At 68.2% G+C, this 25,594-nt stretch carries 30 protein-coding genes; 10 read left to right on the forward strand and 20 right to left on the reverse strand.

Annotation, left to right across the window (positions count from 1 at the left end):
- Positions 1-12: 12 nt before the first annotated feature.
- The 6 genes from GNX71_RS26120 to modB all read right to left on the reverse strand — a co-directional run bounded on the left by GNX71_RS26120 (position 13) and on the right by modB (position 4,898).
- Positions 13-375, reverse strand: a complete 363-nt coding sequence (locus tag GNX71_RS26120; protein WP_206175116.1) for a DUF4148 domain-containing protein — start codon at positions 373-375, stop codon at positions 13-15.
- 113 nt (positions 376-488) lie between these two features.
- On the reverse strand, positions 489-1,886 hold the full coding sequence (locus GNX71_RS26125) for an ATP-binding protein (RefSeq protein WP_206175117.1): 1,398 nt from the start codon (positions 1,884-1,886) through the stop codon (positions 489-491).
- Positions 1,883-2,542 (reverse strand): response regulator, encoded by a 660-nt coding sequence (locus GNX71_RS26130; RefSeq protein ID WP_206175118.1) that lies wholly within the window; start codon positions 2,540-2,542, stop codon positions 1,883-1,885. Before GNX71_RS26130 ends, GNX71_RS26125 begins: the two co-directional genes overlap by 4 nt.
- A gap of 102 nt (positions 2,543-2,644) precedes the next feature.
- Positions 2,645-3,433, reverse strand: coding sequence for an ATP-binding cassette domain-containing protein (locus tag GNX71_RS26135; RefSeq protein WP_206175119.1), 789 nt, complete (start codon positions 3,431-3,433; stop codon positions 2,645-2,647).
- Positions 3,430-4,179 (reverse strand): molybdate ABC transporter substrate-binding protein, encoded by a 750-nt coding sequence (modA, locus tag GNX71_RS26140; protein WP_206175120.1) that lies wholly within the window; start codon positions 4,177-4,179, stop codon positions 3,430-3,432. The genes GNX71_RS26135 and modA overlap by 4 nt, the downstream gene beginning before the upstream one ends.
- 35 nt (positions 4,180-4,214) lie before the next feature.
- Positions 4,215-4,898 carry a molybdate ABC transporter permease subunit gene (modB, locus tag GNX71_RS26145; RefSeq protein WP_206175121.1) on the reverse strand — a complete coding sequence of 228 codons (684 nt, stop codon included), beginning with the start codon at positions 4,896-4,898 and terminating at the stop codon, positions 4,215-4,217.
- 109 nt (positions 4,899-5,007) lie between these two features.
- On the opposite strand from modB, the gene GNX71_RS26150 reads away from it, so the two are divergent.
- Positions 5,008-5,247, forward strand: coding sequence for a hypothetical protein (locus tag GNX71_RS26150; RefSeq protein WP_206175122.1), 240 nt, complete (start codon positions 5,008-5,010; stop codon positions 5,245-5,247).
- Positions 5,244-5,912: a nitroreductase gene (locus GNX71_RS26155; RefSeq protein WP_241027056.1), complete on the forward strand. Its 669-nt coding sequence runs from the start codon at positions 5,244-5,246 to the stop codon at positions 5,910-5,912. The genes GNX71_RS26150 and GNX71_RS26155 overlap by 4 nt, the downstream gene beginning before the upstream one ends.
- On the opposite strand, the gene tsaA is transcribed toward GNX71_RS26155, so the two are convergent.
- Together tsaA and GNX71_RS26165 are read right to left on the reverse strand one after the other, a co-directional pair.
- Entirely contained in the window at positions 5,873-6,364 is a 492-nt protein-coding gene (tsaA, locus tag GNX71_RS26160; RefSeq protein ID WP_241027057.1) for a tRNA (N6-threonylcarbamoyladenosine(37)-N6)-methyltransferase TrmO, read from the reverse strand. The genes GNX71_RS26155 and tsaA overlap by 40 nt on opposite strands.
- Positions 6,361-6,708, reverse strand: a complete 348-nt coding sequence (locus GNX71_RS26165) for a winged helix-turn-helix domain-containing protein (RefSeq protein ID WP_042580543.1) — start codon at positions 6,706-6,708, stop codon at positions 6,361-6,363. Before GNX71_RS26165 ends, tsaA begins: the two co-directional genes overlap by 4 nt.
- A gap of 111 nt (positions 6,709-6,819) precedes the next feature.
- On the opposite strand from GNX71_RS26165, the gene GNX71_RS26170 reads away from it, so the two are divergent.
- Positions 6,820-7,395 carry a hypothetical protein gene (locus GNX71_RS26170; protein ID WP_206175124.1) on the forward strand — a complete coding sequence of 192 codons (576 nt, stop codon included), beginning with the start codon at positions 6,820-6,822 and terminating at the stop codon, positions 7,393-7,395.
- 9 nt (positions 7,396-7,404) lie between these two features.
- Here the strand turns inward: GNX71_RS26170 and GNX71_RS26175 are convergent, their stop codons facing one another.
- The 3 genes from GNX71_RS26175 to apbC all read right to left on the reverse strand — a co-directional run bounded on the left by GNX71_RS26175 (position 7,405) and on the right by apbC (position 11,341).
- Entirely contained in the window at positions 7,405-9,102 is a 1,698-nt protein-coding gene (locus tag GNX71_RS26175) for an OFA family MFS transporter (RefSeq protein ID WP_206175125.1), read from the reverse strand.
- 139 nt (positions 9,103-9,241) lie between these two features.
- Positions 9,242-10,186: a LysR substrate-binding domain-containing protein gene (locus GNX71_RS26180; protein WP_206175126.1), complete on the reverse strand. Its 945-nt coding sequence runs from the start codon at positions 10,184-10,186 to the stop codon at positions 9,242-9,244.
- Positions 10,187-10,249: 63 nt separating this feature from the next.
- Positions 10,250-11,341 (reverse strand): iron-sulfur cluster carrier protein ApbC, encoded by a 1,092-nt coding sequence (gene apbC, locus GNX71_RS26185; RefSeq protein WP_206175127.1) that lies wholly within the window; start codon positions 11,339-11,341, stop codon positions 10,250-10,252.
- A 74-nt stretch (positions 11,342-11,415) separates the two neighbouring features.
- Here apbC and GNX71_RS26190 point away from each other — a divergent pair, with 74 nt between their 5' ends.
- Complete coding sequence (locus tag GNX71_RS26190) at positions 11,416-12,609, forward strand: patatin-like phospholipase family protein (protein WP_206175128.1); 1,194 nt, start codon at positions 11,416-11,418, stop codon at positions 12,607-12,609.
- A 1-nt stretch (position 12,610) separates the two neighbouring features.
- Here the strand turns inward: GNX71_RS26190 and GNX71_RS26195 are convergent, their stop codons facing one another.
- Positions 12,611-13,816, reverse strand: coding sequence for a diaminopropionate ammonia-lyase (locus tag GNX71_RS26195; protein ID WP_206175129.1), 1,206 nt, complete (start codon positions 13,814-13,816; stop codon positions 12,611-12,613).
- A gap of 29 nt (positions 13,817-13,845) precedes the next feature.
- A complete protein-coding gene (locus GNX71_RS26200; RefSeq protein WP_206175130.1) occupies positions 13,846-15,015 on the reverse strand; it encodes a M20 aminoacylase family protein in 1,170 nt (389 codons plus the stop codon).
- Positions 15,016-15,097: 82 nt separating this feature from the next.
- Between GNX71_RS26200 and GNX71_RS26205 the strand changes: the two genes are divergently transcribed.
- Positions 15,098-15,583 (forward strand): Lrp/AsnC family transcriptional regulator, encoded by a 486-nt coding sequence (locus tag GNX71_RS26205; protein WP_206175131.1) that lies wholly within the window; start codon positions 15,098-15,100, stop codon positions 15,581-15,583.
- A 21-nt stretch (positions 15,584-15,604) separates the two neighbouring features.
- Here GNX71_RS26205 and GNX71_RS26210 read toward each other — a convergent pair whose 3' ends face one another.
- The 6 genes from GNX71_RS26210 to GNX71_RS26235 all read right to left on the reverse strand — a co-directional run bounded on the left by GNX71_RS26210 (position 15,605) and on the right by GNX71_RS26235 (position 19,468).
- Complete coding sequence (locus tag GNX71_RS26210) at positions 15,605-15,973, reverse strand: hypothetical protein (RefSeq protein ID WP_206175132.1); 369 nt, start codon at positions 15,971-15,973, stop codon at positions 15,605-15,607.
- On the reverse strand, positions 15,958-16,200 hold the full coding sequence (locus tag GNX71_RS26215; protein WP_206175133.1) for a hypothetical protein: 243 nt from the start codon (positions 16,198-16,200) through the stop codon (positions 15,958-15,960). The genes GNX71_RS26210 and GNX71_RS26215 overlap by 16 nt, the downstream gene beginning before the upstream one ends.
- Before the next feature lie 48 nt (positions 16,201-16,248).
- Complete coding sequence (locus GNX71_RS26220; protein WP_206175134.1) at positions 16,249-16,935, reverse strand: YceH family protein; 687 nt, start codon at positions 16,933-16,935, stop codon at positions 16,249-16,251.
- Between the two features lie 53 nt (positions 16,936-16,988).
- Positions 16,989-17,696 carry a phosphodiester glycosidase family protein gene (locus GNX71_RS26225; RefSeq protein ID WP_206175135.1) on the reverse strand — a complete coding sequence of 236 codons (708 nt, stop codon included), beginning with the start codon at positions 17,694-17,696 and terminating at the stop codon, positions 16,989-16,991.
- Between the two features lie 25 nt (positions 17,697-17,721).
- Entirely contained in the window at positions 17,722-18,753 is a 1,032-nt protein-coding gene (locus GNX71_RS26230; RefSeq protein WP_206175136.1) for an isocitrate/isopropylmalate family dehydrogenase, read from the reverse strand.
- A gap of 76 nt (positions 18,754-18,829) precedes the next feature.
- Positions 18,830-19,468 carry an LpxA family transferase gene (locus GNX71_RS26235; protein WP_206175137.1) on the reverse strand — a complete coding sequence of 213 codons (639 nt, stop codon included), beginning with the start codon at positions 19,466-19,468 and terminating at the stop codon, positions 18,830-18,832.
- Positions 19,469-19,570: 102 nt separating this feature from the next.
- Between GNX71_RS26235 and metG the strand changes: the two genes are divergently transcribed.
- Positions 19,571-21,667 carry a methionine--tRNA ligase gene (metG, locus tag GNX71_RS26240; protein WP_206175138.1) on the forward strand — a complete coding sequence of 699 codons (2,097 nt, stop codon included), beginning with the start codon at positions 19,571-19,573 and terminating at the stop codon, positions 21,665-21,667.
- 7 nt (positions 21,668-21,674) lie between these two features.
- Here the strand turns inward: metG and GNX71_RS26245 are convergent, their stop codons facing one another.
- Positions 21,675-22,346: a GntR family transcriptional regulator gene (locus GNX71_RS26245; RefSeq protein WP_206175139.1), complete on the reverse strand. Its 672-nt coding sequence runs from the start codon at positions 22,344-22,346 to the stop codon at positions 21,675-21,677.
- Positions 22,347-22,404: 58 nt separating this feature from the next.
- On the opposite strand from GNX71_RS26245, the gene GNX71_RS26250 reads away from it, so the two are divergent.
- From GNX71_RS26250 to GNX71_RS26265, 4 genes are read left to right on the forward strand one after another with little or no spacing between them, the layout of a single operon-like run.
- Positions 22,405-23,160, forward strand: a complete 756-nt coding sequence (locus GNX71_RS26250) for an enoyl-CoA hydratase/isomerase family protein (protein WP_206175140.1) — start codon at positions 22,405-22,407, stop codon at positions 23,158-23,160.
- 38 nt (positions 23,161-23,198) lie between these two features.
- Complete coding sequence (locus GNX71_RS26255; RefSeq protein WP_206175141.1) at positions 23,199-24,170, forward strand: tripartite tricarboxylate transporter substrate binding protein; 972 nt, start codon at positions 23,199-23,201, stop codon at positions 24,168-24,170.
- Positions 24,167-25,342: a CoA transferase gene (locus tag GNX71_RS26260; RefSeq protein ID WP_206175142.1), complete on the forward strand. Its 1,176-nt coding sequence runs from the start codon at positions 24,167-24,169 to the stop codon at positions 25,340-25,342. The genes GNX71_RS26255 and GNX71_RS26260 overlap by 4 nt, the downstream gene beginning before the upstream one ends.
- Before the next feature lie 33 nt (positions 25,343-25,375).
- The gene (locus tag GNX71_RS26265) at positions 25,376-25,591 is read left to right on the forward strand and encodes a hypothetical protein (RefSeq protein ID WP_206175143.1); all 216 of its coding nucleotides are present in this window, start codon (positions 25,376-25,378) and stop codon (positions 25,589-25,591) included.
- The last annotated feature ends 3 nt before the right edge of the window (positions 25,592-25,594 follow it).

Consider the following 25,594-nt stretch of genomic DNA (forward strand, 5'->3'; position numbering starts at 1 on the left):
GTGTGCTTCCGCTCAGAAGCGCGTGGCGGGCGCGATGGACGCCTGCGCCTTCGCCTTCGCCGCCGGCATCGTCGAGACGACGACGCTGTTCACGCGCGAGCCGCCGGTCACGTTCTGGTCGGGCGCATGGGCGGTGAGCACCGCGTCTTCGTAGACCGACTGGCGGGACGCGGTCGAGGTGAAGGGATCGGCGCCGCGCGAGCCGCGCGTCACGTTCTGGTTGGGGGCATGGGCCGTCGCAGTGGCTTCGGCTGCCACCGCGTCGCGCTCACGCAGGTTCGCGCCCTGGTGCACGCCTTCGTAGGTTTCGGCATGGGCCGAGGCGGCCGCGAGGCTGGTGGCAAGAACGGCAAGCAGGTGGGTGATGTTTCGCATGTGAGCTCCTGTTGAGAACCGAGGAAGACCCTCGAAAGGCAGCCGTTGTTTCGGCCTGGGCTCACTGTAGAAATCCTGCTTTATGCGTCCTTTATGCGAGAGTTAACTGAGCGTTAAGCCGAGCGTGCTGGCGCGTGCAGGTGCACCCGCGCCACGAGGCCGCACACCGCACCGCTGGCGTCCGTGCGGTTGTCCAGCACGATGCGCATGCCGTTGCGCTCGGCCGCCATCTGCGCGATGGCCAGGCCCAGGCCGCTGCCTTCGGCCGCGGTGCCGGGTACGCGGTAGAAACGGTCGAAGGCGCGCCCCAGCGCCTCGGGCGGAATGCCGGGCCCGTTGTCCACCACGTCGACCACCGGCTGCCCGTCCACCGCATGCAGCCGCACGTCGACGACGCTGCCTTCGGGCGAATGCCGCAGCGCGTTGTCGATCAGGTTGCCGAAGATGCTGCGCAGCTCCGCAGTCGGGGCGTTCACCGTCGCGTGGGTCTGGCCGTCGAAGCCGATGTCGATGCGGCGCCGGTCGGCAATCACCATCAGCTGGGCGATGCTGTCGCGCAGCACCGAGGCCACGTCCAGCGGCACCGCCGGCTCGCGCGGCGCATGGCTTTCCTGGTGCGACATGCGCAGCAGCTGCTCGATGAGGTGCTGGGCGCGTGTCACGCCGCCCTTGAGCTGCGTGTAGTGCTCCGCGGCGCGCTCGCCGGGCACCTCGGCACGCATGTTGTCCAGTTGCAGGCCGAGGGCCGCGATGGGCGTGCGCAGTTCGTGCGCCGCGTCCTGCACGAAGCGCCGCTGCGCGGCAAAGGCCTGGCGCAGGCGCCCGAGCAGGCTGTTGAAGGCTTCCACCAGCGGCGCGATCTCGTCGGGCACGTGGGACACCGACAGCTCCGACAGGCTGCGCTCGTCCTTGGCCGCCACGTCGAGCGCCACGCTGCGCAGCTTGCGCGACGAGGTCCAGACCACCAGCCACAGCACGGCCAGCGACAGCGGCAGCAGCAGGGCGATGGGCGCGGCCGACTGCAGCGCGCGCCGCTCCACCAGCGCCCGCACGAAGCCGCCGTTCTGGATCACCTGCACGCTGAAGCGCCCGCCGTCGGGCACGGGGCCGGTGGAATAGACGCGCCATGTCTCGTCGTCCGCGGGGCCTAGCCTCACCACATGCAGCCCTTCCCCGGGCTGGCGCCCCACGGCCAGCGATGGCCAGGAAGTGGCCAGCAGCTCGCCCCGCGCGCTCCAGATCTGGACGATGAAGGCACCCCGCTGGTAGATGCCCTGCCTGTCGCCCGGCTTGAGCACCGGCACGTTCTCGTTGCTGGCGTAGGAGTCGGCCAGCGTCTGCATCTGGTCGTCCTTGAAGGTGACGATGAGCCGGTCGTAGCTCGTGTAGGTGAACCACGCCACGCCGATGGCGGCGAGCACATGCACCAGCACCAGCCAGAGCAGCAGCTTGTTGCGCAGGGACCCCGGCGAATACCAACGGCGAGCGCCGGTGCCAGTACCAGCGCTCATGAATCCACCACGCGCCACCCCAGCCCGCGCACGTTGCGGATGGTGTCGGCGCCGAGCTTGCGGCGCATGTTGTGGATGATCACGTCGACCGCGTTGCTCATCACCTCTTCGCCCCAGCCGTAGATGCGGCTTTCGAGCTGCTCGCGCGAGAAGATGGCGCCGGGGCGCTCGAGCATGGCGTGCATCAGCGCGAATTCGCGGGCGGTGAGCACCTCGCGCGTGCCGTTGTGAAGAATCTCGCGCGTGGTCAGGTCCAGCTGCACATTGCCGCTGCCGATGACCGAGTTCGAGGCGCCATGGCGCCGCCGCACCACCGCGCGCATGCGGGCCAGCAGCTCGGGCAGTTCGAAGGGCTTGAGCAGGTAGTCGTCGGCGCCCAGGTCCAGCCCCTCGACCCGCTGGCCGAGCCCGTCGCGCGCGGTGAGGATGAGGATGGGCGTGTCGTCCTTCAGGCTGCGCGCGCGGCGCAGCACCTCCAGGCCGTCGGCCTTGGGCAGGCCCAGGTCGAGCAGCACGCAGCTGTAGTCGCCGTCGGCCATCGCACTCTGCGCGAGCAGGCCGTCGCGCACCCAGTCCACGGCCCAGCCCGACCGCTCCAGGCCACGGACAAGGCTTTTCCCGATCATTTCGTCGTCTTCGACAAGCAGCGTGCGCACACCGGCCCCCTTTTGTTGGTGCGAGGCGGAAGGTAGCTCAGAACCGTTAGGTCAACGTTAACGCCGAATCGGTCCGGGGGCGAGTCCCCCGGGCAGCCCTTGTCAGGGCTGCACGTCCTGCATCAGCAGGCCGCGCAGCTTGCTGCGCAAGGGTGTCTCTTCGACAACCGGTACGCCGGCCACTTCACGCAGCGCGATGTCGCGGCTCTCGGCGGTGTGCAGGTCGATCTCGCGCACCACCTGGCCGTCCTTGTAGACGAAGGCGACGTCGGCGAGCGCGAGCACGTCCTCGATGTCGTGGGTGATCATCAGCACCGGAATGCCCCACTGGCGGCGCACCTGCGCGAGCTCGTTGCGCAGTTCGCTGCGCAGCATCGGGTTGAGCGCGGCGAAGGGCTCGTCGAGCAGCAGCACCTGCGGCTGGCAAGCCAGCGCACGCGCGAGCGCCACGCGCTGCTGCTGGCCGCCGGAGAGCTTCTGCGGCCGGCTGTCGGCCAGCGCCGCGAGGCCGAAGCCTTCGAGCAGGGCCTGCACCGTTTCCGCTTCCTTCGCGGGCAAGCGGCGGCGGCGCCACGAGGTGAGGCCGAAGGACACGTTCTCGCGCACCGTGAGGTGCGGGAACAGCGCGTAGTTCTGGAACAGGTAGCCGATGCGCCGCTCGGGCGCCGGCACGTCGATGCGCCGGGCCGAGTCATACAGCGTGCGGCCGTCGAGCCGCACATGGCCCGACGAAGGATGCAGCAGGCCCGCGATGGCCTGCAGCGTGAGCGACTTGCCCGCGCCCGAGGGGCCGTAGAGCGCGGCGAAGGGAACGTCGGTCTGGAAGCGCGCAGCCAGGTCGAAGCGTCGCGCCCCGTCCTGCACCGTGAGCTTCAGATCGACGTCGATCATGGCTTGCCGAATCCGTAGCGGGTCAGCACTTCCTGCGCGGCGGCGGTCGAGAGGAAGCTGAGGAAGTCGGCGGCCACGGTCTTCTGCTTGCTCTCGGCCACCACCGCGATCGGGTAGGTCACGGGGCTGCTGCCCGAGGGCGAGAGCACGATCCTGACCTTGTCGCCCGCCACCGCCGCATCGGTGCGGTAGACGAAGCCGGCCTCGACCTCGCCGCGGCTCACGTAGTCGAGCACCTGGCGCACGCTGTCGGCCTGCACGAACTTGGGTTCGAGCACGGTCCAGAGGTTGGCGCCATCGAGCACCTGCTTGGTGTAGCGGCCGACCGGCACGGTGGCGGTCTTGCCGACGGCGATCTTCTTGACGCTGGCGCCGGTCAGGTCCTGCAGCGACTTGACGCCCACGCCGTCTTTGGCCGGCTCGATCAGCACGAGGCTGTTGGTCACGAAGTCCTTGCGGGTGGCGGTGTCGATGAGCTTCTGCTCGACGCCGCGGTTCATGGTGTCCTGGTCGGCGCTCGCGAACACGTCGACCGGCGCGCCCTGCCCGATCTGCTGCAGCAGCACGCCCGAGGCGGCGAAGTTGAAGCGCACCGTGGCGCCGGGCTTGGCGGCCTCGAACTTGGGGCCGATTTCCTTGAACGCATCGGTCAGGCTCGCGGCCGCGGACACGGTGATCTGCTGCGCGGCGGCGGCCAGCGGCAGGGCCAGGGCAAGAACGACGGACAAGAGGCGGAATGAGCGCATGGGCATCTCCTGGGATTATTGAAGAGAGGAATGAATCAGCGAAGGGAGAAGAAGCGGTTCGACAGCACCAGCACGGTGATCGACAGCACCGAGGTCACGATCACCAGCAGCAGCGCGAGGTCGTCGTGCCCGGCCTGCACCGCGTCGTAGATGGCCATCGAGAGGGTCTGGGTCTGCTTGGGAATGGAGCCCGCCACCATCAGCGAGGCGCCGAACTCGCCCATCGCCCGCGCGAACGCGAGCAGCGTGCCGGCCAGGATGCCGGGCCAGGCCAGCGGCAGGGTCACGCGCAGGAACACCGAGAACGGCGACTGCCGCAGCGTGCTGGCCGCGGCTTCGAGCGAGCGGTCGACGTTTTCGAAGGCGGCGCTCGCGGACTTGAGCACCAGCGGCAGCGCGACCACGGCCGAGGCCACCACGGCGCCGTGCCAGCTGAAGATGATGGTGTAGTCGAAGTGCTCGCGCAGCCACGCGCCCAGCGGACTGCGGCGGCCGGCCGCCACCAGGATGGCGTAGCCGATCACCGTGGGCGGCAGCACCAGCGGCAGCATGAACACGGCCTCCAGCACGGTGCGGCCGAAGAAGCGCTTGCGTGCGAACACCCAGCCCAACGCCACGCCCACGATCAGTGCCAGCACGGTCGCGACCGCGGCGACCTTGAGCGACAGGACCAGGGGCGACCAGTCGGTGGTGGCGATGAGGGAGTGCGTCGTGTCCATAAAAATACGGCGCGATTGTTACACGATGAGCCCTAAGGTTCTCACGGGGGTGCACGAATCGCGTTGCCTCCATATACTGGGGAACATAGCGTTGCAGACTGCAAGCCCCATGCGCCCCTCCGCCCACGATACCGTCGTCCGTTCGATCTCCGGCAGGCCGGAGCTTCGGCACGTGACGCAGGTGCAGGAATGGCGCATCGAGCGTGCGATGGACTCCGACAGCTTCGTGATCTCCATCATTGCGCCCGGGGGCGAGAGCCAGTCCTTCCTCGTCGCGCAGGCCGATGCGCACGACATCGGCGAGGTCCTGCGCCGCAAGGCCGTATGGGTCGACCGCCAGGAGCAATGACTGCGATGTGGCGCCACATGACGGGTGCGGAACGCATCCTCGAAGTCCTGCTGACGCGGCGCTCGGTGTCGCCGCGCCGGCTGCAGCAACCCGGCCCCAACCCCGACGAGCTCGACGGCATCCTGCAGGCCGGCCTGCGCGCGCCCGACCATGGCGGGCTGCATCCCTGGCGCGTAATCGAGTTCCGCCCGCAGAACCGCGAGGCGCTGGCGTGGTGCTTCGAGCAGGAAAAGCTCCGGCGCGATCCGCTCGCGAGCCCCTCGGACCTGAAACGTGCGCGCGAACACGCCACGCGGCCGCCGCTCTTGCTCGGGTTCGTGGTGTCGCCGCGCGAACGCAGCAAAATCCCCGGGCGCGAGCAGTGGCTGTGTGCGGGTGCGGCGCTGGGCAACATCCTGAGCGCGGCGCACCAGCTGGGCTACGGCGCGATCGTGCTGAGCGGCGAGCGTTGCTTCGACGAGACGCTGGCGCGGCAGGTGGGCGTGCAGCCCGGCGAATACCTGGCGGGCTTCATCAGCGTGGGCACCATCCAGGAAGCGCCGCCGCAGGCGCGCGAGACGCTGTCGCAGGATGTGTGGTCGTGCTGGCAGGGGACCGATCTCACGGACCTCCCGCCCCCGCCCGATCAACCCATCCTGCCGTCGGACCGGATGCCCGGCAACTGATCGAGCTTTGCGCCGAACCAGCCGACGCGTTCGGTCTCGCGCACGTCGAAGCGCGGCACGTAGGGCTTGATGTCGAGCACGGGCGTGCCGTCCATCATGTCGTTGCCGCTGAAGTGCAGCGTCGTGCCTTCCACCGACACCAGCCGCACGATCGACAGGCCCAGCCGGTTCGGCCGTGCCGGCGCGCGCGTGGCGAAGACGCCGTGCGATTCGTTGTCGAGAAAGGGCACCACCTCCAGCCGCTCGTGCGCGCACTGGTGCAGGTGGGTGATGAGGATCAGGTAGTCGAAGCCCTCGATGTCCCGAAGGCCCGGCGCGAACTCGGCGAACACCTCCAGGCGCCCCGGCTCGTCGGGCGCGCCGGCCGTCTGGATCGGCATGCCGGTGGCTTCGGTGAAGCGGCTGCGCACCACGCCGACGGGGCGGGAGACGACAGGGTCGGCGGAAGTCACGGGGCCAGCAATCGGGTCAGCGCGCGGATGTCGGCGGCCGTGGCCAGCTTGGCGGCGTTCTCGATCGCCCGGTAGTGCTTGACGATTTCCTCGCCCACCGGCGTGAGCGCCGTGCCGCCGCCGCGCGAGCCGCCGGCGGCTGTGTTCACCGCGGGCGAGGTCAGGGCCTTGTTCATCTCGTCGACCAGCATCCAGGCCCGGCGGTACGACATGCCCAGCAGGCGGGCGGCCGCGGAAATCGAGCCTGTCTCGGCCACGGCCTCGAGCACGGCGATCTTGCCGGGGCCGATGGCGATGGTGTCGTCCCGATAGACGCGGAGGCGGAACTGGACTTTGGATTTCATCTTGGCGCGAAGGGTAAACCATGCGGGGCCGCCATTGTCCGCCCGCGGCCGCGCGGCGTCGTCATGCAAGAATAAATACGACGTCCCTCTTCGGGACACGAGGAGTCCCCCGTGAAAGATCGAACGTTGTTCCCGCGCCGGCTGTGCGGCGTTGCCGTGGCGGCGGTTCTGCTGTCGGTGCTCGCGGGCTGCGCGGCCCCCAACAGCCCGCCGGCCAGCGCTGCGCCCTCTGCGCCCGCACCTGCAGCCGCCAGCGAAGGCGTATCGCCTCGCTTCACCGTCTCGGGCGCCGTGGCCCGCAGCGCCACCTTCGACCTGGCCGCGCTGAAGGCGATGCCGCCAATCACGCAGACCGTCGGCAGCAACACCTACACCGGCGTGAGCCTCTGGACTTTGCTGAACGACAGCGCGATCGGACTGAAGCCCGACACATCGCTGCATAACCCGCTGCTGTCGATGTATGTGCTGGTCACCGGCGCCGATGGCTATCGGGCGGTGGTGGCGCTGGGAGAGATCGCGCCGGAGTTCGGCAACCGGCCGGCGATCGTGGCCTACAGCGTGAACGGCGCGCCGCTGGGCCGCAACGGCATGGCGCGCCTCGTGGTCACTGGCGACACCAAGCCGGGCCGCGCAGTGGCCCGGCTGGCGGCGGTCGAAGTCTTCACCGCGGCGCCTTCAGGCCGTTGACGCGTCAGCTCAGTTGAAGAACTTCGCGACGCTGCCCAGCGTCTTGTAGACGCCCCAGGCCAGCGGAATGCCCACTGCGGCCCAGGCCATCACCACGACCGCCGGGCTCACCGTGTCGGCGCGGCCCGAGCCGCTGCCCACTTCGGCGGCCGAGGCTTTTTCGTGCGCGAGCTTCTTCTCGACGGCCAGCTCGGCATCGGTCATGAAGTGCTTGTCGGCCACCGGGCGCACCAAGAGGTTGGCGATGAAGCCGATCGCCAGCATGCCCACGAGGATGTACATGGTCTGGTTGTAGACCTGCTCGCGTGGCAGGCCCAGGCCCAGCTGGTACTCGCGCATGTAGTTCACCACCACTGGGCCGAGGATGCCGGCCGTGGCCCACGCGGTGAGCAGGCGGCCATGGATGGCACCCACGAACTGCGTGCCGAACAGGTCGGCGAGATATGCCGGCACCGTGGCGAAGCCGCCGCCGTACATCGACACGATGATGCAGCAGGCGCCCACGAACAGCAGCTTGCTGCCCGCGCCGGCCGACGACGGAATGCTCGCGTACAGGATCGCGCCGAGCACGAAGAACACCGTGTAGGTGAGCTTGCGGCCCAGCTTGTCCGACAAGCTCGCCCACACGAAGCGACCGCCGATATTGAAAAGCGACAAGAGCGCCGTGAAGCCGCCGGCCACCACGGCAATCGCCGCGAGCTGCGCCTTGTCGAGCTCGCCGAACTTCTGCGACACGCCGATCAGCGCGCCGCCGAACACTTCCTGCAGCATCGGCGAGGAGATGCCGATCACGCCGATGCCGGCGCTCACGTTCATGCACAGCACCAGCCACACGAGCCAGAACTGCGGAATGCCCCAGACCTTCTTCACATGCACGTGGCGCTGCGTGATCATGGCGTTGCTGGTCTGCGCCGGGGGCGGGGTCCAGCCTTCAGGCTTCCAGCCCGAGGGCGGCACGCGGTAGCCGAGCGCGCCGGCCATCATGAAGACGAAGTAGCCGAGCGCCATCACGACGAAGGTCTGCATCACGCCCACATCGGTGGCGGTGGAAAAACGCTTCATCAGGTCGACCGCCAGCGGCGAGCCGATCATCGCGCCGCCGCCGAAGCCCATGATGGCCATGCCGGTGGCCATGCCGCGGCGGTCGGGGAACCACTTGATCAGCGTGCTCACCGGCGAGATGTAGCCCAGACCGAGGCCGATGCCGCCGATCACGCCCGAGCCGAGGATCATCAGCCAGAACTGGTGCAGGTGGATGCCAAGGGCCGACAGCAGCATGCCGCCGCACCAGCACACGGCCGACACCACGCCGGCCTTGCGCGGACCGGCCCGTTCGAGCCAGCCGCCCCACAGGGCCGCCGAGCAGCCGAGGAAGACGAAGAACAGCGTGTACATCCAGCCGAGCGTGGCCACGCGCCAGTCGCAGTTCGTGGCGAAGAGCTCGGCGAAGAAGCTCATCTCCTTCGCGCAGGCCTGTGCGCCGTGGCCCGCGGTGCCCAGCGCCTTCGACAGAGGCAGCCAGAACACCGAGAAGCCATAGGCCATGCCGATGCACAGGTGGATGGCCAATGCGGCCGGGGGAACCAGCCAACGGTTGAAACCGGGGCCCGCGATGATGCGTTCTTTTTCGAGGAAGCCGGGTTGCTGCTGCACCCCGTCTCCAGCCAGGCGATCTCCATCGAGAACGCCCGCAGTTGAGCCTGCCATATTTCTCCTAGTTCACCGGACGTGTAACTTTTGTGTTGGATCCGGGCCGCGGAGTGTGTCCGAACGTTTTACAAAGCGTCAAATTCGATCGACGCATGGCGCGATTCAATAATTAAATGCCCCAGCGAAGGGCGTGCACTCAGTCACCGAGCGTTCCGCTGTGCAGGCGGACCTGCTCGGCCCATTCGGGCGTCTGCAGGAAGGCCAGCGCCGCGTCGAGCGCGCGCGAAGAGCGCACGCCGTCCTGCGTCATGAAGCCGATGGGCGTGCGCACCTCGGGCGCCACCAATGGCAGCGCCTCCAGCTCGCGGTGGCTGCGCACGGCCGCAACCATCGCGCCGGGCAGCACGCTGCTGACAGTGCCGGCGCTCACGGCAAGCGTGAGGGTGAGCACCGAGTTGGTCTCGATGGCCGGCGTCACCGGCACGCCGGCCTCGCGCAGGGCCTGGTTCACGATGGCGCGGTTGTGCATGTCGGTCGTGAGCAGGCACAGGGGCTGCCTGGCGGCCTCGGCCCAGGTGATCGGCTGGCCGATGTGCAGTTCGTCCGCCGAGGGCGTCTCGGCGCGCCGCAGCAGGAAGTAGTGCTCCACGCTCTGCGGCCAGGCCGTGAGCTTGATGCCCGGCAGGTGCATGCGCTCGGTGTAGCCGAGCGCAAGGTCGATGGAGAGGCTTTCGAGGCCCGTCTCCAGCTCCTGCGAACTCATCGACAGCACGACCGGCACGATGCCCGGATGGCGCTGGTGCAGCATGGCCGCGAAGCGCGAAAGGATCGGGATGGCGGTGGGCACCGCGGCCATGCGCAACCGGCCGTGCGGGTTGTCCACGTCGCTGCGCAGTTCCTGCAGCAGCACTTCGTTGTCGCGCAGCATGCGCTGCGCCGTGGCCAGCACGCGCTCGCCCTCGTGCGTGAGGCCGACGTAGACGCGGGCGCGCTTGACGATGACGACGCCGAATTCGGTCTCCAGCGCCCTGAGGGCGTTCGACAACGCCGGCTGCGTGATGTGGCAGGCCTGCGCGGCGCGGCCGAAATGCTTGTGTTCGTTGAGCGCCACCAGGTAGCGCATCGAGGCGAGCAGGTTCATTCGCGGCGCTCCGGACGGCGCACACCAGGCACAACGCGACGAATCAAACGCAGGCTCCCACGCCTAGGTGTTCTTGCTGATCGAGATGGTCGGGAATTTCGACGAGAAGTCCTTCGCCTTCTCCGAGATGCCCACGGCCACCTGGCGCGCCACCGCCTTGTAGATGCCGGCCACGTCGCCCTCGGGGTCGGCCACCACGGTGGGCGCGCCGCTGTCGGCCTGCAGGCGGATCTTGATGTCCAGCGGCAGCGCGCCGAGGTATTCCATCTGGTACTCGGCCGCCATCTTCTTGCCGCCGTCGGTGCCGAAGATGTGCTCGGCATGGCCGCAGTTCGAGCAGATGTGCACCGCCATGTTCTCCACGATGCCCAGGATCGGCACGCCGACCTTCTCGAACATCTTGATGCCCTTCTTGGCATCGAGCAGCGCGATGTCCTGCGGCGTGGTGACGATCACCGCGCCGGTCATCGGCACGCGCTGGCTCAGCGTGAGCTGGATGTCGCCGGTGCCGGGGGGCATGTCGACGATGAGGTAGTCGAGGTCTTTCCAGTTGGTCTGGCGCAGCAGCTGCTCCAGCGCCTGCGTGGCCATGGGGCCGCGCCAGATCATGGCCTGGTCCTGGTCGACCAGGAAGCCGATGGACATCACCTGCACGCCGTGGCGCTGCATGGGTTCCATGGTCTTGCCGTCGGCGCTGTCGGGGCGGCCCTCGATGCCCATCATCATGGGCTGGCTGGGGCCGTAGATGTCGGCGTCGAGCAAGCCCACGCTCGCACCTTCCGCGGCCAGTGCGAGCGCCAGGTTGGCCGCCGTGGTGCTCTTGCCCACGCCGCCCTTGCCCGAGGCCACCGCGATGATGTTCTTGACGTTGGGCATCAGCTGCACGCCGCGCTGCACCGCGTGGCTGATGACCTTGGTGACGATGTTGACCGACACGTTCTCCACGCCCGGCACGGTCTTGGCGGCCGCCACCAGCGCCTTGCGGATCGCCGCGTGCTGGCTCTTGGCGGGGTAGCCGAGTTCGAGGTCGAACGACACGTCGCCGTCCGAAACCTGGAGGTTCTTGAGCGAGCGGGTCGCTGCGAATTCTTTGTGGGTGTTCGGGTCTGCAACGGCCTTGAGCGCGTCCATGAGACCTTCGGGGGTGAGTGCCATTGATCAAACTCCTGAATGGCGGGTAGTCTAAGGTGCTCCCCAAGCCCTCACCGAACAGCCTGCCAATAACCAAAATGACAGAGACAAGCCCCGCCACCGGCCTTCTGCTCACCGGAGGCGGCGCACGGGCGGCCTACCAGGTCGGCGTGCTCGAAGCGATTGCCGAAATGCGCCGCGCCGCCGGGCCGGCCGCCGGCACCGGCAACCCCTTTCCCGTCATCACCGGCACTTCGGCCGGCGCCATCAACGCGGCGGCGCTGGCCTGCGGCGCGGACAACTTCGACCATGTGGTGGCGCACATCGCCGAGGTGTGGAGCAGCTTTCGCGCCGAGCAGGTGTACCGCGCCGATTCGCTCTCGGTCATCGGCAGCGGTGCGCGCTGGCGCATGCTGCTGGGGTTCGGGCGCTTTGCGGCCAACTGGATGCGGGTCAAGCCCAAGTCGCTGCTCGACAACGCGCCGCTGGCCGACCTGCTGCAGCGCATGGTGCCGCTGGACCGCCTGCCGCAACTCATGCACGAGGGCCACGTGCAGGCGCTGGCCGTGACCGCCTCGAGCTACAGCTCGGGCGAGCACGTCACCTTCTTCGAGGCGGCGGTGCCGATGGAGCCGTGGGTGCGCTCGCAGCGCCTCTCGGTGCGCGACCGCATCACGCACCACCACCTGCTCGCATCCTCGGCAATTCCCTTCGTGTTTCCGGCGACCGCGCTGCCGATGCAGGGGCACACCGAATACTTCGGCGACGGCTCGATGCGCCAGTCGGCGCCCATCGCGGCGGCGATTCACCTGGGCGCCGAGCGCATCCTGGTGATCGGCGCGGGCCGCATGCACGAGCCGCGCGAGACCACCGCGCCCAACACGCACAGCGGCTATCCGACGATGGCGCAGATCGCGGGCCATGCGCTGTCGAGCATCTTTCTCGATGCGCTGGCGGTGGACATCGAGCGGCTGCGGCGCATCAACCACACGCTGGGGCTGATTCCCGAGGAAGTGCGCGCATCGAGCGCGCTGCGCCCGCTCGACCTGCTGGTGATCTCGCCTTCGGAGCGCCTGGACGTGATCGCGGCGCGCCATGTGGATTCGCTGCCCGGCGCGGTGCGGCACCTGCTGGGCGGCTCGAAGGCTGCGGCCGACGTGAAGGGCGGCGCCCTCGCGAGCTACCTGCTGTTCGAGTCGGGCTACACGCGCGAGCTGATGGCGCTCGGGCGGGCCGATGCGATGAAGCAGCGCGACGAAGTGCTGCGGTTCTTCGGGTGGAACGCGGCCTGAACTAGAGCCGCACCGGCGCACTCTGCCTGCGCAGGACTTCGTCCGCATCGAGCCCAACGAGATCGCGGTACACCGAAGGTGCGGTCGCGCCCTCCGTGCTGATCAGCAGCACCTTCGAGCGCACATCGAGCCGCACCTTTCGCCACAGGTCGTCCGACAGCGTGAGCACGCGCAATGCCGCGATGCCCGCAGCGCCCGATTCGCCGCTCACGATGGGGCTGTCGTGCGCCGAGCCTCGCGCCAGGAGGCACATCGCCTCGACCGCGTCGCCGTCTTCGATGGTGAGGAAGGCATCGACCGACGGCGCGAGAAAACGCCAGGCCAGCGGCGAGGTTTCCCCGCAGGCGAGGCCGGCCATCACCGAGTCGACGCTGCCGGTGGCATTCGATGCAAAGCCGTTGATCGCGCTCTGCAGCAGGCAATCGGCCTGGCGCGGCTCGACGACGATGAGCGTCGGCCGCTTCTCGCCGTACTGCTCCCACAGGTAGCTCGCCACGCCCGCGGCCAGCCCGCCGACGCCGCCCTGCAGGATCACGTGCGAGAACATCACCGTGCCCTCCTGCTGCTCCATCACCTCGTCGGCCAGGATGCCGTAGCCCTGCATCACGTCGCGCGGAATGTCTTCGTAGCCGGCGTAGGAGGTGTCGGAGACCACCTGCCAGCCGTGCTCCTGCGCCAGTGCGGCCGCATGCGCGACCGAGGCGTCGTAGTTGCCCTCGATGCGCACGATCTCCGCGCCGAAGTCCGCGATGGCGGTTTCGCGCTCCACGCTCACATGCCGGTGCAGCACGATCACGCAGCGCACGCCGATGCTTTGCGCCGCAGCGGCCAGCGCACGGCCGTGGTTCCCGTCGGTGGCGCTGATGACGACCAGCGACTGCAGTTCTGCCGCATGCGCGCCGCGCAGCACGTCCACCGGGTCCCACGCGGGATGGGCCCGCAGGATGAGCCGCACGAGCGCGGCCGGCGCACCCAGCGCCTTGAAGCTGCCGAGCGACGAGCGCTTCGACTCGTCCTTCACGAAGATGCCGGCCACGCCCAGTTCCTCCGCCATGTCGGGCAGCTGCCAGAGCGGCGTGGGTTCGGGCGCGAGCTGCGACCAGCGCGAGAGCCAGGCGCGCGTGCGCTTCGCCTCGGCGATGCTGAGGATGTCGCGAAGCTCGCCGGGGTAGGCGCCGCGGGTGGCGTTCTTGTTGATGACCAGCATGGGAGAAAGGAAAAGGGTTGTCTTGTCGGTCAGCGCGGAAGGCGCAGGCGGACGATTTCCGCGAAGTAGCGGGCGCCCGTTTCGAGCACCTCGTCGTTGAAGTCGTAGCTGCCGTTGTGCAGCGGCGTGCCGCCGGGTGCGCCCTCGGCGCCGTTGCCCAGGAACACGAAGGCGCCCGGCACCACCTTGAGGAATGCGCCGAAGTCCTCGGAAATCATCATCGGTGCCACGTTGGCATCGACGTTCTCCGCACCCACGACGGCCGTGGCAGCCGCCACCGCGACGGGCACGCATTCGGCCCAGTTCACCGTGGGCGCGAACTCGTGCGTGTAGCTGAAGTCGCACCCCGCGCCGTGCATGCGGCAGATGCCTTCGCTGATCTCGCGCATGCGCGCGGCCAGCATCTTCTGCACCTCGGGGTCGTAGCTGCGCGTGTCGCCCTTGATGACCACGTTCGACGGAATCGCGTTGCGGATGCCGTCGGTGATGAACTCGGTGCACGAGACCACCGCCTGCGCGCCCGGGTCGAGCGTGCGCGCGACGATGGACTGCAGCGCGAGCACGATCTGCGCGCCGATGACGATCGGATCGATCCCCATGTGCGGCCGCGCGGCATGCGTGCCGCGGCCCTTCACGTGGATGACGAAGTTGTCCTCGCTCGCCATGAGGCCGCCCGCGCGCGTTGAAATCGTGCCCGCGCGCATGCCGGGCATGTTGTGCAGGCCGTAGATCTCGTCGACCGGAAAGCGCGCGAAGAGGCCGTCGTCCATCATGGCCTTCGCGCCGCGGCCGTGCTCCTCGGCGGGCTGGAAGATGAAGCGCACGGTGCCATCGAAATCCTGCCGTTCCCGCAGCAGACGCGCCGCGCCGAGGACGATCGACATGTGGCCGTCGTGGCCGCAGGCGTGCATCTTTCCGGGGGTGGCCGAGGCATAGGCGCGGTCGGTGGGCACCTCGGTGATGTTCAGCGCATCCATCTCGGCGCGCAGGCCGATCACGCCCTTGCCGCTGCCGACCTTGAGGTTCGCCACGAGCCCCGTGCCGCCGATGCCGGTGTGCACCTCCAGGCCCAGCGCCCTCAGCACGCCGATGACGAAAGCCGAGGTCTTCACCTCCTCGAAGCCGGTCTCGGGCATCGCATGCAGCTGGCGGCGCCAGCCCGAAAGCTGGTCGCGCAGGGGTTCGTCGGGGAATTTCATGACGCGATGCTATTGACAATGCGGCGATACGGGCACGCAAAATCGAGCCCTTCAACGCAACGTTTTTGCGTACACGGCCTGCATGACCTCCTCCCCCCTCGACGCCATCGACCTCCGCCTGCTCGAGCTGATCCAGGCCAACAGCCGCATGTCGCAAAGCGAGCTGGGCGAGCGCGTCCACCTCTCGACGGCGGCCGTGAACCGGCGGCTCAAGCGCATGCGCGACGACGGCGTGATCCGGCGCTACGGCGCTGTGCTGGCGCCCGCCGCGCTGGGCCATCCGCTGTCCATCGTGGCCGAGGTGGAAGTCGAGAGCGAGCACATCGACCTGCTCGATGCAATGAAACAGAGTTTCAGGAACTGCCCGCAGGTGCAGCAGTGCTACTACGTGACGGGCGAGTGGGACTTCATCCTCATCCTCGTGGTGCAGGACATGGCGCAGTACACGGCGCTGAGCCGGCAGCTGTTCTTCCAGAGCAACAACGTGAAGCGCTTTCGCACGCTGGTGACGATGGACCCGGTAAAGGTCAGCCTGGATGTGCCGGTGCGGCCGGAAGCGATGGAATAGGCAGCTGCGCGGATGGGCGCGTCAAGAAAGCCCAAGGAGCACCGCGATGCCCGTGACAAACCAGTTCGCGGTCGTTGCATTGGCCGCACTCTCCTTGGAGATCGGCCACAGCTTCGCACGCTTCCACGCGCGCAGATTGCATGCGATGGCAAGCACCAGCCCGCTGAAGAAGAGCAAGGCCGAATGCAGGCCGATGGCTGCGATCAGCGCTACCAGGACGATCAGGATTCCTGCCGCCCAGATGCCACTGGAAGTGCTCGCCAGCACATGGCAAAGACCGCCGCAGGCTTCGCACGTCGCAGGCGCGGCGCGGCTGGACCAGCGCTTGGCGAAACCGGTGATGCCGGGCTTCTTGCAATGCGGGCAGTCGTACTTCACAGGAAGATCCACGCCACGATCACGGTCAGGATGATGGCCAGCGGGATGAGGCCGCTCAGCCGCGAGATGCAGCCGAGCATGAACAGCGGCACTCGTCCCGCAAACTCGCGCAAGTGGTCGGCCACGCGGTGACCCCGGGGCAGCGCTGCAGCAACGGCCAACGAGAGCACGATGAGCCCGAGGCCCATGGCAACGAAGATCGCCAGGCAGGTGAGGATGAGCGAGACCGGAGGTTTCATGTGCTGCGCAAGATATCGCAGTTCAGGCGCCGCGCAAAACCGGCGCGGTCACCCCGCGTCGGAAATCCCGAGCTCCGAGCACACCCGCCCCACCAGCGCCTTCAACGACGCCAGCTCGGCTTCGAGCCGCGCCACGTTGGCCTTCAGCGCCGCGACTTCGCCGAGCGACGCATCGTGCGATGCGTACGCCCCCTCGCCCGATGCGCCGGCCGGCCCCGCGACCTCTTCCGCCGGCTGCCCGCTCAGCAGATGCGCCCAGCGGCTTTCGCGCGCGCCGGGCAGCCGGGCCAGCTTCACCACCAGCGCGCCGGCCGGCCGCTCCGAGAGTTCGTCGAGAAAGCCCTCGACCGAAGAGATGTCCGCGAAGTTATGCATGCGGTCGCAGGCGATGCGCAGTTCGCCGGCGGTCTGCGGACCGCGCAGCATCAGCACGGTGAGCAGGATCACCGACTGCGAGGGAATGCGCAGCACGCGGTCGATGTTGTGCTCGTAGCGGAACGCGCGGCCGCCGCTGCTTTCCGCGACGAGGCTGTAGCCCTTGAGGCTGTCGATGGCGGACTGGATCTGCGATTCGGTGAGTTCGAGCACCGGGTTGCGGCTGGTCTTCTGGTTGCAGCCCGACACCAGCGAATTGAGCGTGAGCGGGTAGCTGTCGGGCACGGTGCGCTGCTTTTCGGCGAGCACGCCGAGCACGCGGGTTTCGAGGAGGGACAGGATGGGCAGCGGTGTGGACATGGCTCAACGACAACAGGATTCGAAAGTGAAGACGCAAGGTGCGGCCAGGAATTTCATGGCGACACCACACCGAGTATCGGCCCCAGCTCACGCACGAAGTCGCTTCGCCCCAGTGCCTTCGAGTACAGCGCCGAGACGGTGCCGTCGAGGTACAGGGCATCGCGGCAATGCAGCACGTCGCGGAAGTAGAGCGCGAAATCGTGGAAATTCACCGGCGTCTCGCTCATCACGAAGATCGCCGTGTGGCCCGACGCGCAGACGCCGTTGCGGATCTTGCGCGAGTCGGAATTCGGAATGAGCGCCGGGTGCAGCACGCCATGGCGCAACAGCAGCGGGCCGGATTGCGTGGCGAGGCGCACGCCGCCGCGCTTGGCGAATGCCGGGTATTCCGAGGACTCGATCACGCGGGGGCCGTCATCGGTGACGAGGAACACGCCGTTCGGCTTCAGGAAGAAGTTGCCGGCGCCGCTCGCCAGGTTGAGCGGCGCCTCTTCGCGGCCATCGCGCACGAAGAGGCCGACCGGGGAGAAGTCCGCGTGGTACATGCCGGCGTTGACCGCGAAGGCGAGCTGCCGGCCTTGCGCCTTCAACCAGGCATCGAGCCGGTCGAAGCGCTTGAACGCGACGCCGGTGTCGTCGTTCAGGAACAGCGCGAGCTTCTCAGTGCGAAGGTCGACCTTCACGACCGTGTAGCGCGGGTCCGCCGCAACCGACGCACAGCTCGCAAGGAAGACGGCCAGCAGAAGCAGAAGCTTTCTCATGGCCGGCTGCGCCGTCTTCTTCGGATCAACCGCCGTTGATGCGGCTGACCAGCGCCTTGGTGAACGCGGCGGTGTTCGCCGTGCCGCCCAGGTCGCCGGTGCGCACGTTGTCGATGTTCAGCGTCTGGTCGATGGCCGTGCGCAGGCGCGTGGCCAGTTCGGGCATCTTCGTGTGGTCCAGCATCATCGCGGCGGCCAGCAGCAGTGCCGTGGGGTTGGCGATGCCCTTGCCGGCGATGTCGGGCGCCGAGCCGTGCACGGCCTCGAAGATCGCCGCATCGGTGCCGATGTTCGCGCCGGGCGCCATGCCCAGGCCGCCGACGAGGCCGGCCACGAGGTCGGAGAGGATGTCGCCGAACAGGTTGGTCGTCACCAGCATGTCGAACTGCCAGGGGTTGAGCACCAGCTTCATCGCGCAGGCGTCCACGATGATCGAGTCGAGCTCGAACTTGCCCTTGTACTTTTCCGCGTAGAGCTGCTCGCCGGTCTCCAGGAACAGGCCGGTCAGCACCTTCATGATGTTGGCCTTGTGCACCAGCGTGACCTTCTTGCGGCCGGTGGCGATGGCGGTGTCGAACGCGTACTCGAGCACCCGGCGGCAGCCCTGCCGCGTGTTGATGCCGGTGGCCATGCCCACGGCATGCGGGTCGTCGTCGATGCGCACGTAGTGCTCGTGGCCGATGTAGAGGCCCTCGAGGTTCTCGCGCACGATCATCAGGTCGATCTTCTCGAAACGGCCGCCCGGGATGATGGTGCGCGCGGGGCGCAGGTTGGCGTAGAGCTGGAATTCTTCGCGCAACCGCACGTTCGACGAGCGGTAGCCGCCGCCCGAGGGGGTCTCCAGCGGGCCCTTGAGCGCGAGGCGGGTGCTGCGGATGCTGTCGAGCGTGGCCTTGGGCAGCGGATCGCCCGAGGCCTTGACGCCGCCGAGGCCGGCGATCTGGGTGTCCCAGGCGAAGGGGGCCTTCAGCGCATCGAGCGCGGCCAGCGTGGCGTCGACGATTTCGGGGCCGATGCCATCACCGGGGATGAGGGTTGCGGGAATGGGGGTGGTCATCGGCTGCGGCTCGCTTTCTGTATCGGAGGGTCGAGCATACGTCTCGTGCGAGACACCCCGCGCTTTCGTGGGTCACTCACTCGTGGCCGGACAGTTCCTGGTCCAGCAGCGAGGCGCGGCCGACGACACGGCCGGGCCGCAGCAGCGCACCGGGCGCGATGACCGCATTGGCGCCGATGCGCGCCCCATCCCCGATGAGCGCGCCGAACTTCTCGCAGCCCGTGGGTTGCAGCGCACCGCCCTCGCCGCTGCGCACGAAGATTTCCTTGGCGGCGCGCTCGTTGCGGTGGTTGCAGACGATGCTGCCGGCTTCCATGTTGACGCCCGCGCCGATCACCGAATCGCCGACGAAATTGAAATGCGCGAGCGCTGTGCCCGCGAAGACGAAGGAAGACTTGAGTTCGGTGCCCGGGCCGACGGTGCAGCGCGCATCGACCCAGTTGCCGCCGCGCAGGTAGGCGCCCGCGGCTACGAAGCAGCCGGCGCCCAGGATCAGCGGACCCTTGAGCACCGCGCCGGCCTCGACCCGGGCGCTGCGGTGGATGGCAATGTCGCCTTCGAGCGCGAACTCATCGGCCGGCAGCGCTGCCAGCAGTTCGCGCACGATTTCGGGCGCCCGCGCCGGCAGCTCCCAGGGCATCGAAGCGCCCCATTTCGCCAATGGCGAGGCGGCGAATGCGGCGATGTAGGCATGAAGGTCGATGGCGTGCGGCATCGGGCGATGCTGCCATCAAACACCGGGCCGGGCGCGGGACGGACGCGGCCACCTAAAATGCCCGGTTCCCCCGTCCGTCACTCCCCGAAAGCGCCCTCCCCGATGTCCGCCCCGCGCAAGCTCTTCGTCACCACCGCCCTGCCGTATGCCAACGGCAAGTTCCACATCGGCCACATGATGGAGTACATCCAGGCCGACATCTGGGTGCGGAACCAGCGAATGAACGGCGCCGAGGTCAACTTCGTCTGCGCCGACGACGCGCACGGCGCGGCCATCACCATCGCGGCCGACAAGGCCGGCGTGACGCCGCAGGCCTTCGTGGCCGAGATCGCCGCGGGCCGCAAACCGTACCTCGACGGCTACTACATCTCGTTCGACAACTGGCACTCGACCGACGCGCCCGAGAACCACCAGCTTGCGCAGGACATCTACCGCGACCTGCGCGCCAACGGCCTCATCGAGACCAAGAGCGTCGAGCAGTTCTACGACCCTGAAAAGGGCATGTTCCTGGCCGACCGCTTCATCAAGGGCGAGTGCCCGAACTGCCACTCGAAAGACCAGTACGGCGACAACTGCGAGGTGTGCGGTGCCGTGTATGCGCCCACCGAGCTGATCAACCCGTATTCGGCGCTCTCCGGCGCCAAGCCCGAACTGCGCAGCTCCGAGCACTTCTTCTTCAAGCTTTCGGACCCGCGCTGCGAGGCCTACCTGAAGGAATGGACCGCCGCGCCCGGCCACGTTCAATCCGAAGTGCAGAACAAGATCCGCGAATGGCTCTACAAGGACGACGAAGGCAAGGGGGGCCTGGGCGACTGGGACATCAGCCGCGACGCGCCGTACTTCGGCATCGAGATCCCCGATGCGCCGGGCAAGTACTTCTACGTGTGGCTCGACGCGCCCGTGGGCTACCTCGCTTCGCTGAAGAACCTGCTGGACAAGCGCTGCATCGAGCTGGGCGGCGACGGCATCTCGTACACCGAGTACATGGCCGACCCCGACCTGGAGCAGGTGCATTTCATCGGCAAGGACATCATCACCTTCCACACCCTCTTCTGGCCCGCGATGCTGCACTTCAGCGGCCGCAAGGCGCCCGATGCGGTGTACGTGCACGGCCACCTCACGGTGAGCGGCGAGAAGATGAGCAAGAGCCGCGGCACCGGCATCGATCCGCTCAGGTACCTCTCGATCGGACTGGACCCCGAGTGGCTGCGCTACTACATCGCGGCCAAGCTCAACGGCCGCAACGAAGACATCGACTTCAACCCCGAGGACTTCGTCGCGCGCGTCAACAGCGACCTCGTGGGCAAGTACATCAACATCGCGAGCCGCGCGGCGGGCTTCATCGGCAAGCGCTTCGGCGGCAAGCTGGGCGAGGTGTCGGCCGATGGCGATGCGCTGCTGTTCGCGCTGCGCGAGGCGGCCGGCCAGATCCATTCGCTCTACGACGGGCGCGACTATGCCCGCGCGCTGCGCGAGGTGATGGCGCTCGCCGACAAGGTGAACGAATACGTCGACCAGAACAAGCCCTGGGAGCTGGCCAAGAAGGAGGGTGCCGAGGCCCGCCTGCACGACGTGTGCACGGTGTGCATCGAGGCCTTCCGCCTGCTCACGCTGTACCTGAAGCCGGTGCTGCCGGCTCTCGCCGTGAATGTCGAGGCGTTCCTCAAGATTTCGCCGCTGGTCTGGTCCGATGCCGCGCAGCCGCTGCCCGCGGGCCACGCCATCGGCGAGTACAAGCACCTGATGCAGCGTGCCGATGCGAAGGTGGTCGACAAGCTGTTCGACGCGCCCGAACCCGTGGCCGCCGCCGCCGTGGAAACCACAGCGGATGCGCTGCCCGGCGGCGAAGCCATCGCGCCGACGATCACCATCGACGACTTCGTGAAGATCGACCTGCGCATCGCGAAGATCGTGGCCTGCGAGAAGGTCGAAGGCTCGACCAAGCTGCTGCGCCTGACGCTCGACGCCGGCGAGGGCAAGACCCGCAACGTCTTCAGCGGCATCGCCTCGGCCTACCAGCCCGAGCAGCTCGTGGGCAAGCTCACGGTGCTGGTCGCGAACCTTGCGCCGCGCAAGATGAAGTTCGGCATCAGCGAAGGCATGGTGCTGGCCGCGAGCCATGGCGACGAAAAGGCCAACCCGGGCATCCATGTGCTCGAACCGTGGCCGGGCGCAACGCCGGGCATGCGCGTGCGCTGAAGAAGAACTAGCCGAACTTGTTGTTCAGCACGAGGTCGGCGAACACCTTGCCGCCGACCGAGATGTGGTCGCGCATCGCCTCCGCGGCGTTGTCGGCGTGGCCCTTGAGGATCCACTCCACCACCCGTTCGTGCTCCCGCTGTGAAGCGGCCAGGCGCCCGGGCTTTTCGAACATCCGCCCCCGGTAGGCCGCGATGCGCAGGCGCACCGTCTGCGCCTGCTCGACGATGAACGGATTGCCGCTCGCGCGGTAGATCACGTCGTGCAGCGCGGCGTTGGCGCGCTGGTAGCCCTCGGCATCGTCGGCCTGCGCCATGGCGGACGTGCCTTCCAGCGCGCGCTGGAGCTCGCCGCGCAGGACCGGTCCGATGCGCAATGCCGCAAGACGCGCCAGCACCCCTTCGAGCTCGCCCAGCGCTTCCATCATCGCGACGAGTTCGTTCGCCCGCAGTTGCCGCACATAGATGCCGGTGCGCGGAACGATGTCGACCAGTCCCCGCGCGCTGAGCAGCAGCAGCGCCTCGCGCACCGGCGTGCGCGAGGTGTTGAAGCTCAGGGCCAGCGCCTTCTCGTCGATGGGCATGCCGGGGGACAGCGTGCCTTCCAGGATGTCGTGTTCGAGCCGGCTGCGGATCTGGTCCTGCAGGCTGCTGGTGTCGAGGGTTTTCGCGGGTTGCATGGGAATCTGGATATTAGCTAACCTTACAGATATATCAATTCATCTGTTTGGTACATCAATGCTTCCTTCCCTCGAGATCGACGGCCGCGTCGCCTACCTGACGCTGCGCCGCCCCAGCGCCGCCAACAAGCTGACGCCGGAGGATCTGCCCGCGCTCGTTCGCCACGTGGAGACGGTGAATCGCTCGCCCGACGTGCTCGTGCTGGTCCTGCGCTCCGAGGGCAAGTACTTTTGCAGCGGCTACGATATATCAGAGGTGGCCACCAGCAGCCAGACCGAGGGCAGCAGCTTCGGCGACATGGTCGATGCGCTGGAAAACTGCCGCGCCGTGACCATCGCGGCGGTGCATGGCGGCGTCTTCGGCGGCGCCACCGACCTGGTGCTGGCCTGCGACTTCCGCGTGGGCGTGCGCAGCGCCGAGATGTTCATGCCCGCCGCCCGGCTCGGCCTGCACTACTACCAGAGCGGCATGGAGCGCTACGTATCGCGGCTCGGGCTCGACATGGCCAAGCGGCTCTTCCTGACCGCCGAAAAACTCGACGGCCCCGCGATGCGCGACTGCGGATTCCTCACGCAGCTGGTCGACGACGCACCGGCGCTCGACGCCGAAGTGCTGCGCCTTCGCACCACGCTCGCCGGCATGGCGCCGCTCGCGCTGCTCGGCATGAAGAAGCACCTGAACAAGATCGCGCGTGGCACCGCCGATGCCGCTTCGATCTCGCGCGAGGTGCAGCGCACCGTCGCTTCCGAAGACCTGGCCGAGGGCGGCCGCGCCTGGCGCGAGAAGCGTCCGCCGGTCTTCAAGGGCCGCTGAGCGCGCCCTCCCCTTCGACCCGACACAGGAGACAACAAATGAACCCCCTTCGAGCCATTGCATTCGCGGCGGCAGCCCTGCTCGCCCCGGCCGGCGCCTTCGCGGACACCTACCCCTCGCGCCCGATCACCCTGGTGGTCGGCTTCCCCGCCGGGGGCGGCGCCGACACCGTGGCGCGCATCGTGAGCGACAAGCTCGCCAAGGTCCTCGGGCAGCCCATCATCATCGACAACAAGCCCGGCGCGGGCACCACCATCGCGTCGGACCAGGTCGCGCGCGCGGCGCCCGACGGCTACACGCTGCTGCTGGGCAGCGGCAATCTCTACGGCAGCGACAAGCTGCTCTACAAGGCCGTGAAGTACGACGGAGCGAAGAGCTTCGTGCCGATCTCGCGCTGGAGCTCCGCGCCGATGCTGCTCGCGGTCAACAAGGACGTGAGCGCGAAGACCGTGCAGGCGCTGATCGCCGAAGCGCGGCAGAACCCCGGGAAACTGGCGTATTCGTCGTCGGGCACCGGCGTGGTGACGCACCTGGCGGGCCTGTCGTTCGAGAAGGCGGCCGGTGTGACCATGCTCCACGTGCCCTACAAGGGCGGCGCCCCGTCGATCCAGGCGGTTGCCGCCGGCGATGTGCAGCTGACCTTCGGCACGCCGCCCTCGGTGCTGCCGATGGCGCAGGGCCAGAAGCTGCGCGTGCTGGCCGTCACCTCGGGCCAGCGTTCGCCGCTCTTTCCCGATGTGCCGAGCGTCGCCGAGGCCGGCGTGAAGGGCTACGACTACACCTTCTGGTTCGGCCTCTTCGCACCGGCTGGCCTGCCGCCGGAGATGACGCAGAAGTTGTTCGATGCGAGCGTGGCGGCGCTCAACGATCCCGACGTGAAGGCGCGGCTGGAGAAGTCGGGCAATGAGTCGGCGCCGTCGAAGTCGCTCGCCGAATTCCGCACCTGGGCGCTGGCCGAAGGCGCGAAGTCAAAGGAACTCACCGAGCGCTCCGGCGCGACCGTCGAATGACGCCGGGCACATCTGAGGGCACACCGCAGGGCGGCCCGCTGCAGGGCTTCACCGTCATCGACCTGACGCGCGTGCTCGCGGGCCCCTACTGCACGCTGCTGCTCGCCGACCTGGGCGCGCGCGTCATCAAGGTGGAGCAGCCGGGCCTGGGCGACGACGCACGGCAGATCGGCCCGTTCGTGGAGGGCGACTCGGCCTATTTCATGTCGGTCAACCGCAACAAGGAGTCGATCGCGCTGGACCTGAAGGCGCCGGCCGACCGGGCCATCTTCGAGCAGTTGCTGGCCACGGCCGACGTGCTGGTCGAGAACTTCCGGCCCGGCACGATGGAAAAGCTGGGCTACGACTGGCCCACGCTGCACGCGCGCTTTCCGAAACTCGTGTTCACCTCGGTCTCGGGCTTCGGCCAGACGGGCCCCTACAGCAGGCGGCCCGCCTACGACATGGTGGTGCAGGCGATGGGCGGCATCATGAGCCTGACCGGCCACCCCGGCGCGCCGCCGACGCGCGTGGGCGTGTCGATCGGCGACCTGGGCGCCGGCCTCTACGCGGCCATCGGCACGCAGGCCGCGCTGCTGCAGCGCGGACGCACCGGCCTCGGCGATCGGGTGGACGTGGCGATGCTCGATTGCCAGGTCGCGCTGCTCGAGAACGCGATATCGCGCATGGAAGCCGACGGGCGCGCGCCAGGCCCGATCGGCTCGCGGCACCCGTCGATCACGCCGTTCGACGTGTTCCGTGCGGCGGACGGCTGGTTCGTGATCGCGGCGGGCAACGATGCGCTGTTCCAGCGCCTGTGCACGGCACTCGAACTGCCGGCGCTGCTGGACGATGCGCGCTTTGCGACCAACCCCGTGCGCTGCCAGCACCACGAGGCGCTGAAGCAATTGCTGGAGCAGCGCCTGGCCTCCGCACCCTGCGCGCATTGGCAGACGCTCCTGATGGCGCACAACATTCCGACCGGCGAATACAACGACGTCGCCGCGGTGGTGAAAGACCCGCAGGTGCAGGCGCGCGAGATGCTGGTGCACGTGAAGACGCAGGGCGGCCGATCGCTCACGGTGGCGGGCAATCCGGTGCATGTGGGCGGGCACCGCACACAGGTGCTGCGGCAGCCGCCGCGACTGGACCAGGACCGGGATGCGATCCTGGCGAGCCTGGCGCAGGACTAGGCCCTGCCCGGGGGCCGGGTGCAAAATCCGCGCATGCAAAGCATCCGTCCCCGCTTCCGGCTTCTTGTTCTTGCGCTCTTCGGCGCCATGCTGTCGAGCGGCTGCGCCGTGGTCACCGTCGCAGGCACCGCGGTGAGCGTGGGCGCCAGCGCGGTCGGCCTGGCAGCCGACGCGGCCATCGGCACCGCGCGCATCACCGGCAAGGCCGTGGGCGCCGCGGCGGACGCGGTCATTCCGGACAGTAAGTAAGCA

Origin of the sequence: Variovorax sp. RKNM96, from assembly GCF_017161115.1 — a bacterium.
GTDB lineage: Bacteria > Pseudomonadota > Gammaproteobacteria > Burkholderiales > Burkholderiaceae_C > Variovorax.

Coding starts and splice junctions, on each gene's coding strand:
- GNX71_RS26225 (WP_206175135.1), bottom strand. CDS start 17,696: ATGAGAAAGCTTCTGCTTCTGCTGGCCGTCTTCCTTGCGAGCTGTGCG.
- GNX71_RS26175 (WP_206175125.1), bottom strand. CDS start 9,102: ATGGCAGGCTCAACTGCGGGCGTTCTCGATGGAGATCGCCTGGCTGGA.
- GNX71_RS26255 (WP_206175141.1), top strand. CDS start 23,199: ATGAACCCCCTTCGAGCCATTGCATTCGCGGCGGCAGCCCTGCTCGCC.
- GNX71_RS26230 (WP_206175136.1), bottom strand. CDS start 18,753: ATGACCACCCCCATTCCCGCAACCCTCATCCCCGGTGATGGCATCGGC.
- GNX71_RS26205 (WP_206175131.1), top strand. CDS start 15,098: ATGACCTCCTCCCCCCTCGACGCCATCGACCTCCGCCTGCTCGAGCTG.
- apbC (WP_206175127.1), bottom strand. CDS start 11,341: ATGGCACTCACCCCCGAAGGTCTCATGGACGCGCTCAAGGCCGTTGCA.
- GNX71_RS26155 (WP_241027056.1), top strand. CDS start 5,244: ATGACTGCGATGTGGCGCCACATGACGGGTGCGGAACGCATCCTCGAA.
- GNX71_RS26215 (WP_206175133.1), bottom strand. CDS start 16,200: ATGAAACCTCCGGTCTCGCTCATCCTCACCTGCCTGGCGATCTTCGTT.
- modA (WP_206175120.1), bottom strand. CDS start 4,179: ATGCGCTCATTCCGCCTCTTGTCCGTCGTTCTTGCCCTGGCCCTGCCG.
- GNX71_RS26235 (WP_206175137.1), bottom strand. CDS start 19,468: ATGCCGCACGCCATCGACCTTCATGCCTACATCGCCGCATTCGCCGCC.
- GNX71_RS26135 (WP_206175119.1), bottom strand. CDS start 3,433: ATGATCGACGTCGATCTGAAGCTCACGGTGCAGGACGGGGCGCGACGC.
- GNX71_RS26125 (WP_206175117.1), bottom strand. CDS start 1,886: ATGAGCGCTGGTACTGGCACCGGCGCTCGCCGTTGGTATTCGCCGGGG.
- GNX71_RS26265 (WP_206175143.1), top strand. CDS start 25,376: ATGCAAAGCATCCGTCCCCGCTTCCGGCTTCTTGTTCTTGCGCTCTTC.
- GNX71_RS26220 (WP_206175134.1), bottom strand. CDS start 16,935: ATGTCCACACCGCTGCCCATCCTGTCCCTCCTCGAAACCCGCGTGCTC.
- GNX71_RS26260 (WP_206175142.1), top strand. CDS start 24,167: ATGACGCCGGGCACATCTGAGGGCACACCGCAGGGCGGCCCGCTGCAG.
- GNX71_RS26120 (WP_206175116.1), bottom strand. CDS start 375: ATGCGAAACATCACCCACCTGCTTGCCGTTCTTGCCACCAGCCTCGCG.
- modB (WP_206175121.1), bottom strand. CDS start 4,898: ATGGACACGACGCACTCCCTCATCGCCACCACCGACTGGTCGCCCCTG.
- GNX71_RS26200 (WP_206175130.1), bottom strand. CDS start 15,015: ATGAAATTCCCCGACGAACCCCTGCGCGACCAGCTTTCGGGCTGGCGC.
- GNX71_RS26180 (WP_206175126.1), bottom strand. CDS start 10,186: ATGAACCTGCTCGCCTCGATGCGCTACCTGGTGGCGCTCAACGAACAC.
- GNX71_RS26190 (WP_206175128.1), top strand. CDS start 11,416: ATGACAGAGACAAGCCCCGCCACCGGCCTTCTGCTCACCGGAGGCGGC.
- GNX71_RS26250 (WP_206175140.1), top strand. CDS start 22,405: ATGCTTCCTTCCCTCGAGATCGACGGCCGCGTCGCCTACCTGACGCTG.
- GNX71_RS26165 (WP_042580543.1), bottom strand. CDS start 6,708: ATGAAATCCAAAGTCCAGTTCCGCCTCCGCGTCTATCGGGACGACACC.
- GNX71_RS26195 (WP_206175129.1), bottom strand. CDS start 13,816: ATGCTGGTCATCAACAAGAACGCCACCCGCGGCGCCTACCCCGGCGAG.
- GNX71_RS26245 (WP_206175139.1), bottom strand. CDS start 22,346: ATGCAACCCGCGAAAACCCTCGACACCAGCAGCCTGCAGGACCAGATC.
- metG (WP_206175138.1), top strand. CDS start 19,571: ATGTCCGCCCCGCGCAAGCTCTTCGTCACCACCGCCCTGCCGTATGCC.
- GNX71_RS26150 (WP_206175122.1), top strand. CDS start 5,008: ATGCGCCCCTCCGCCCACGATACCGTCGTCCGTTCGATCTCCGGCAGG.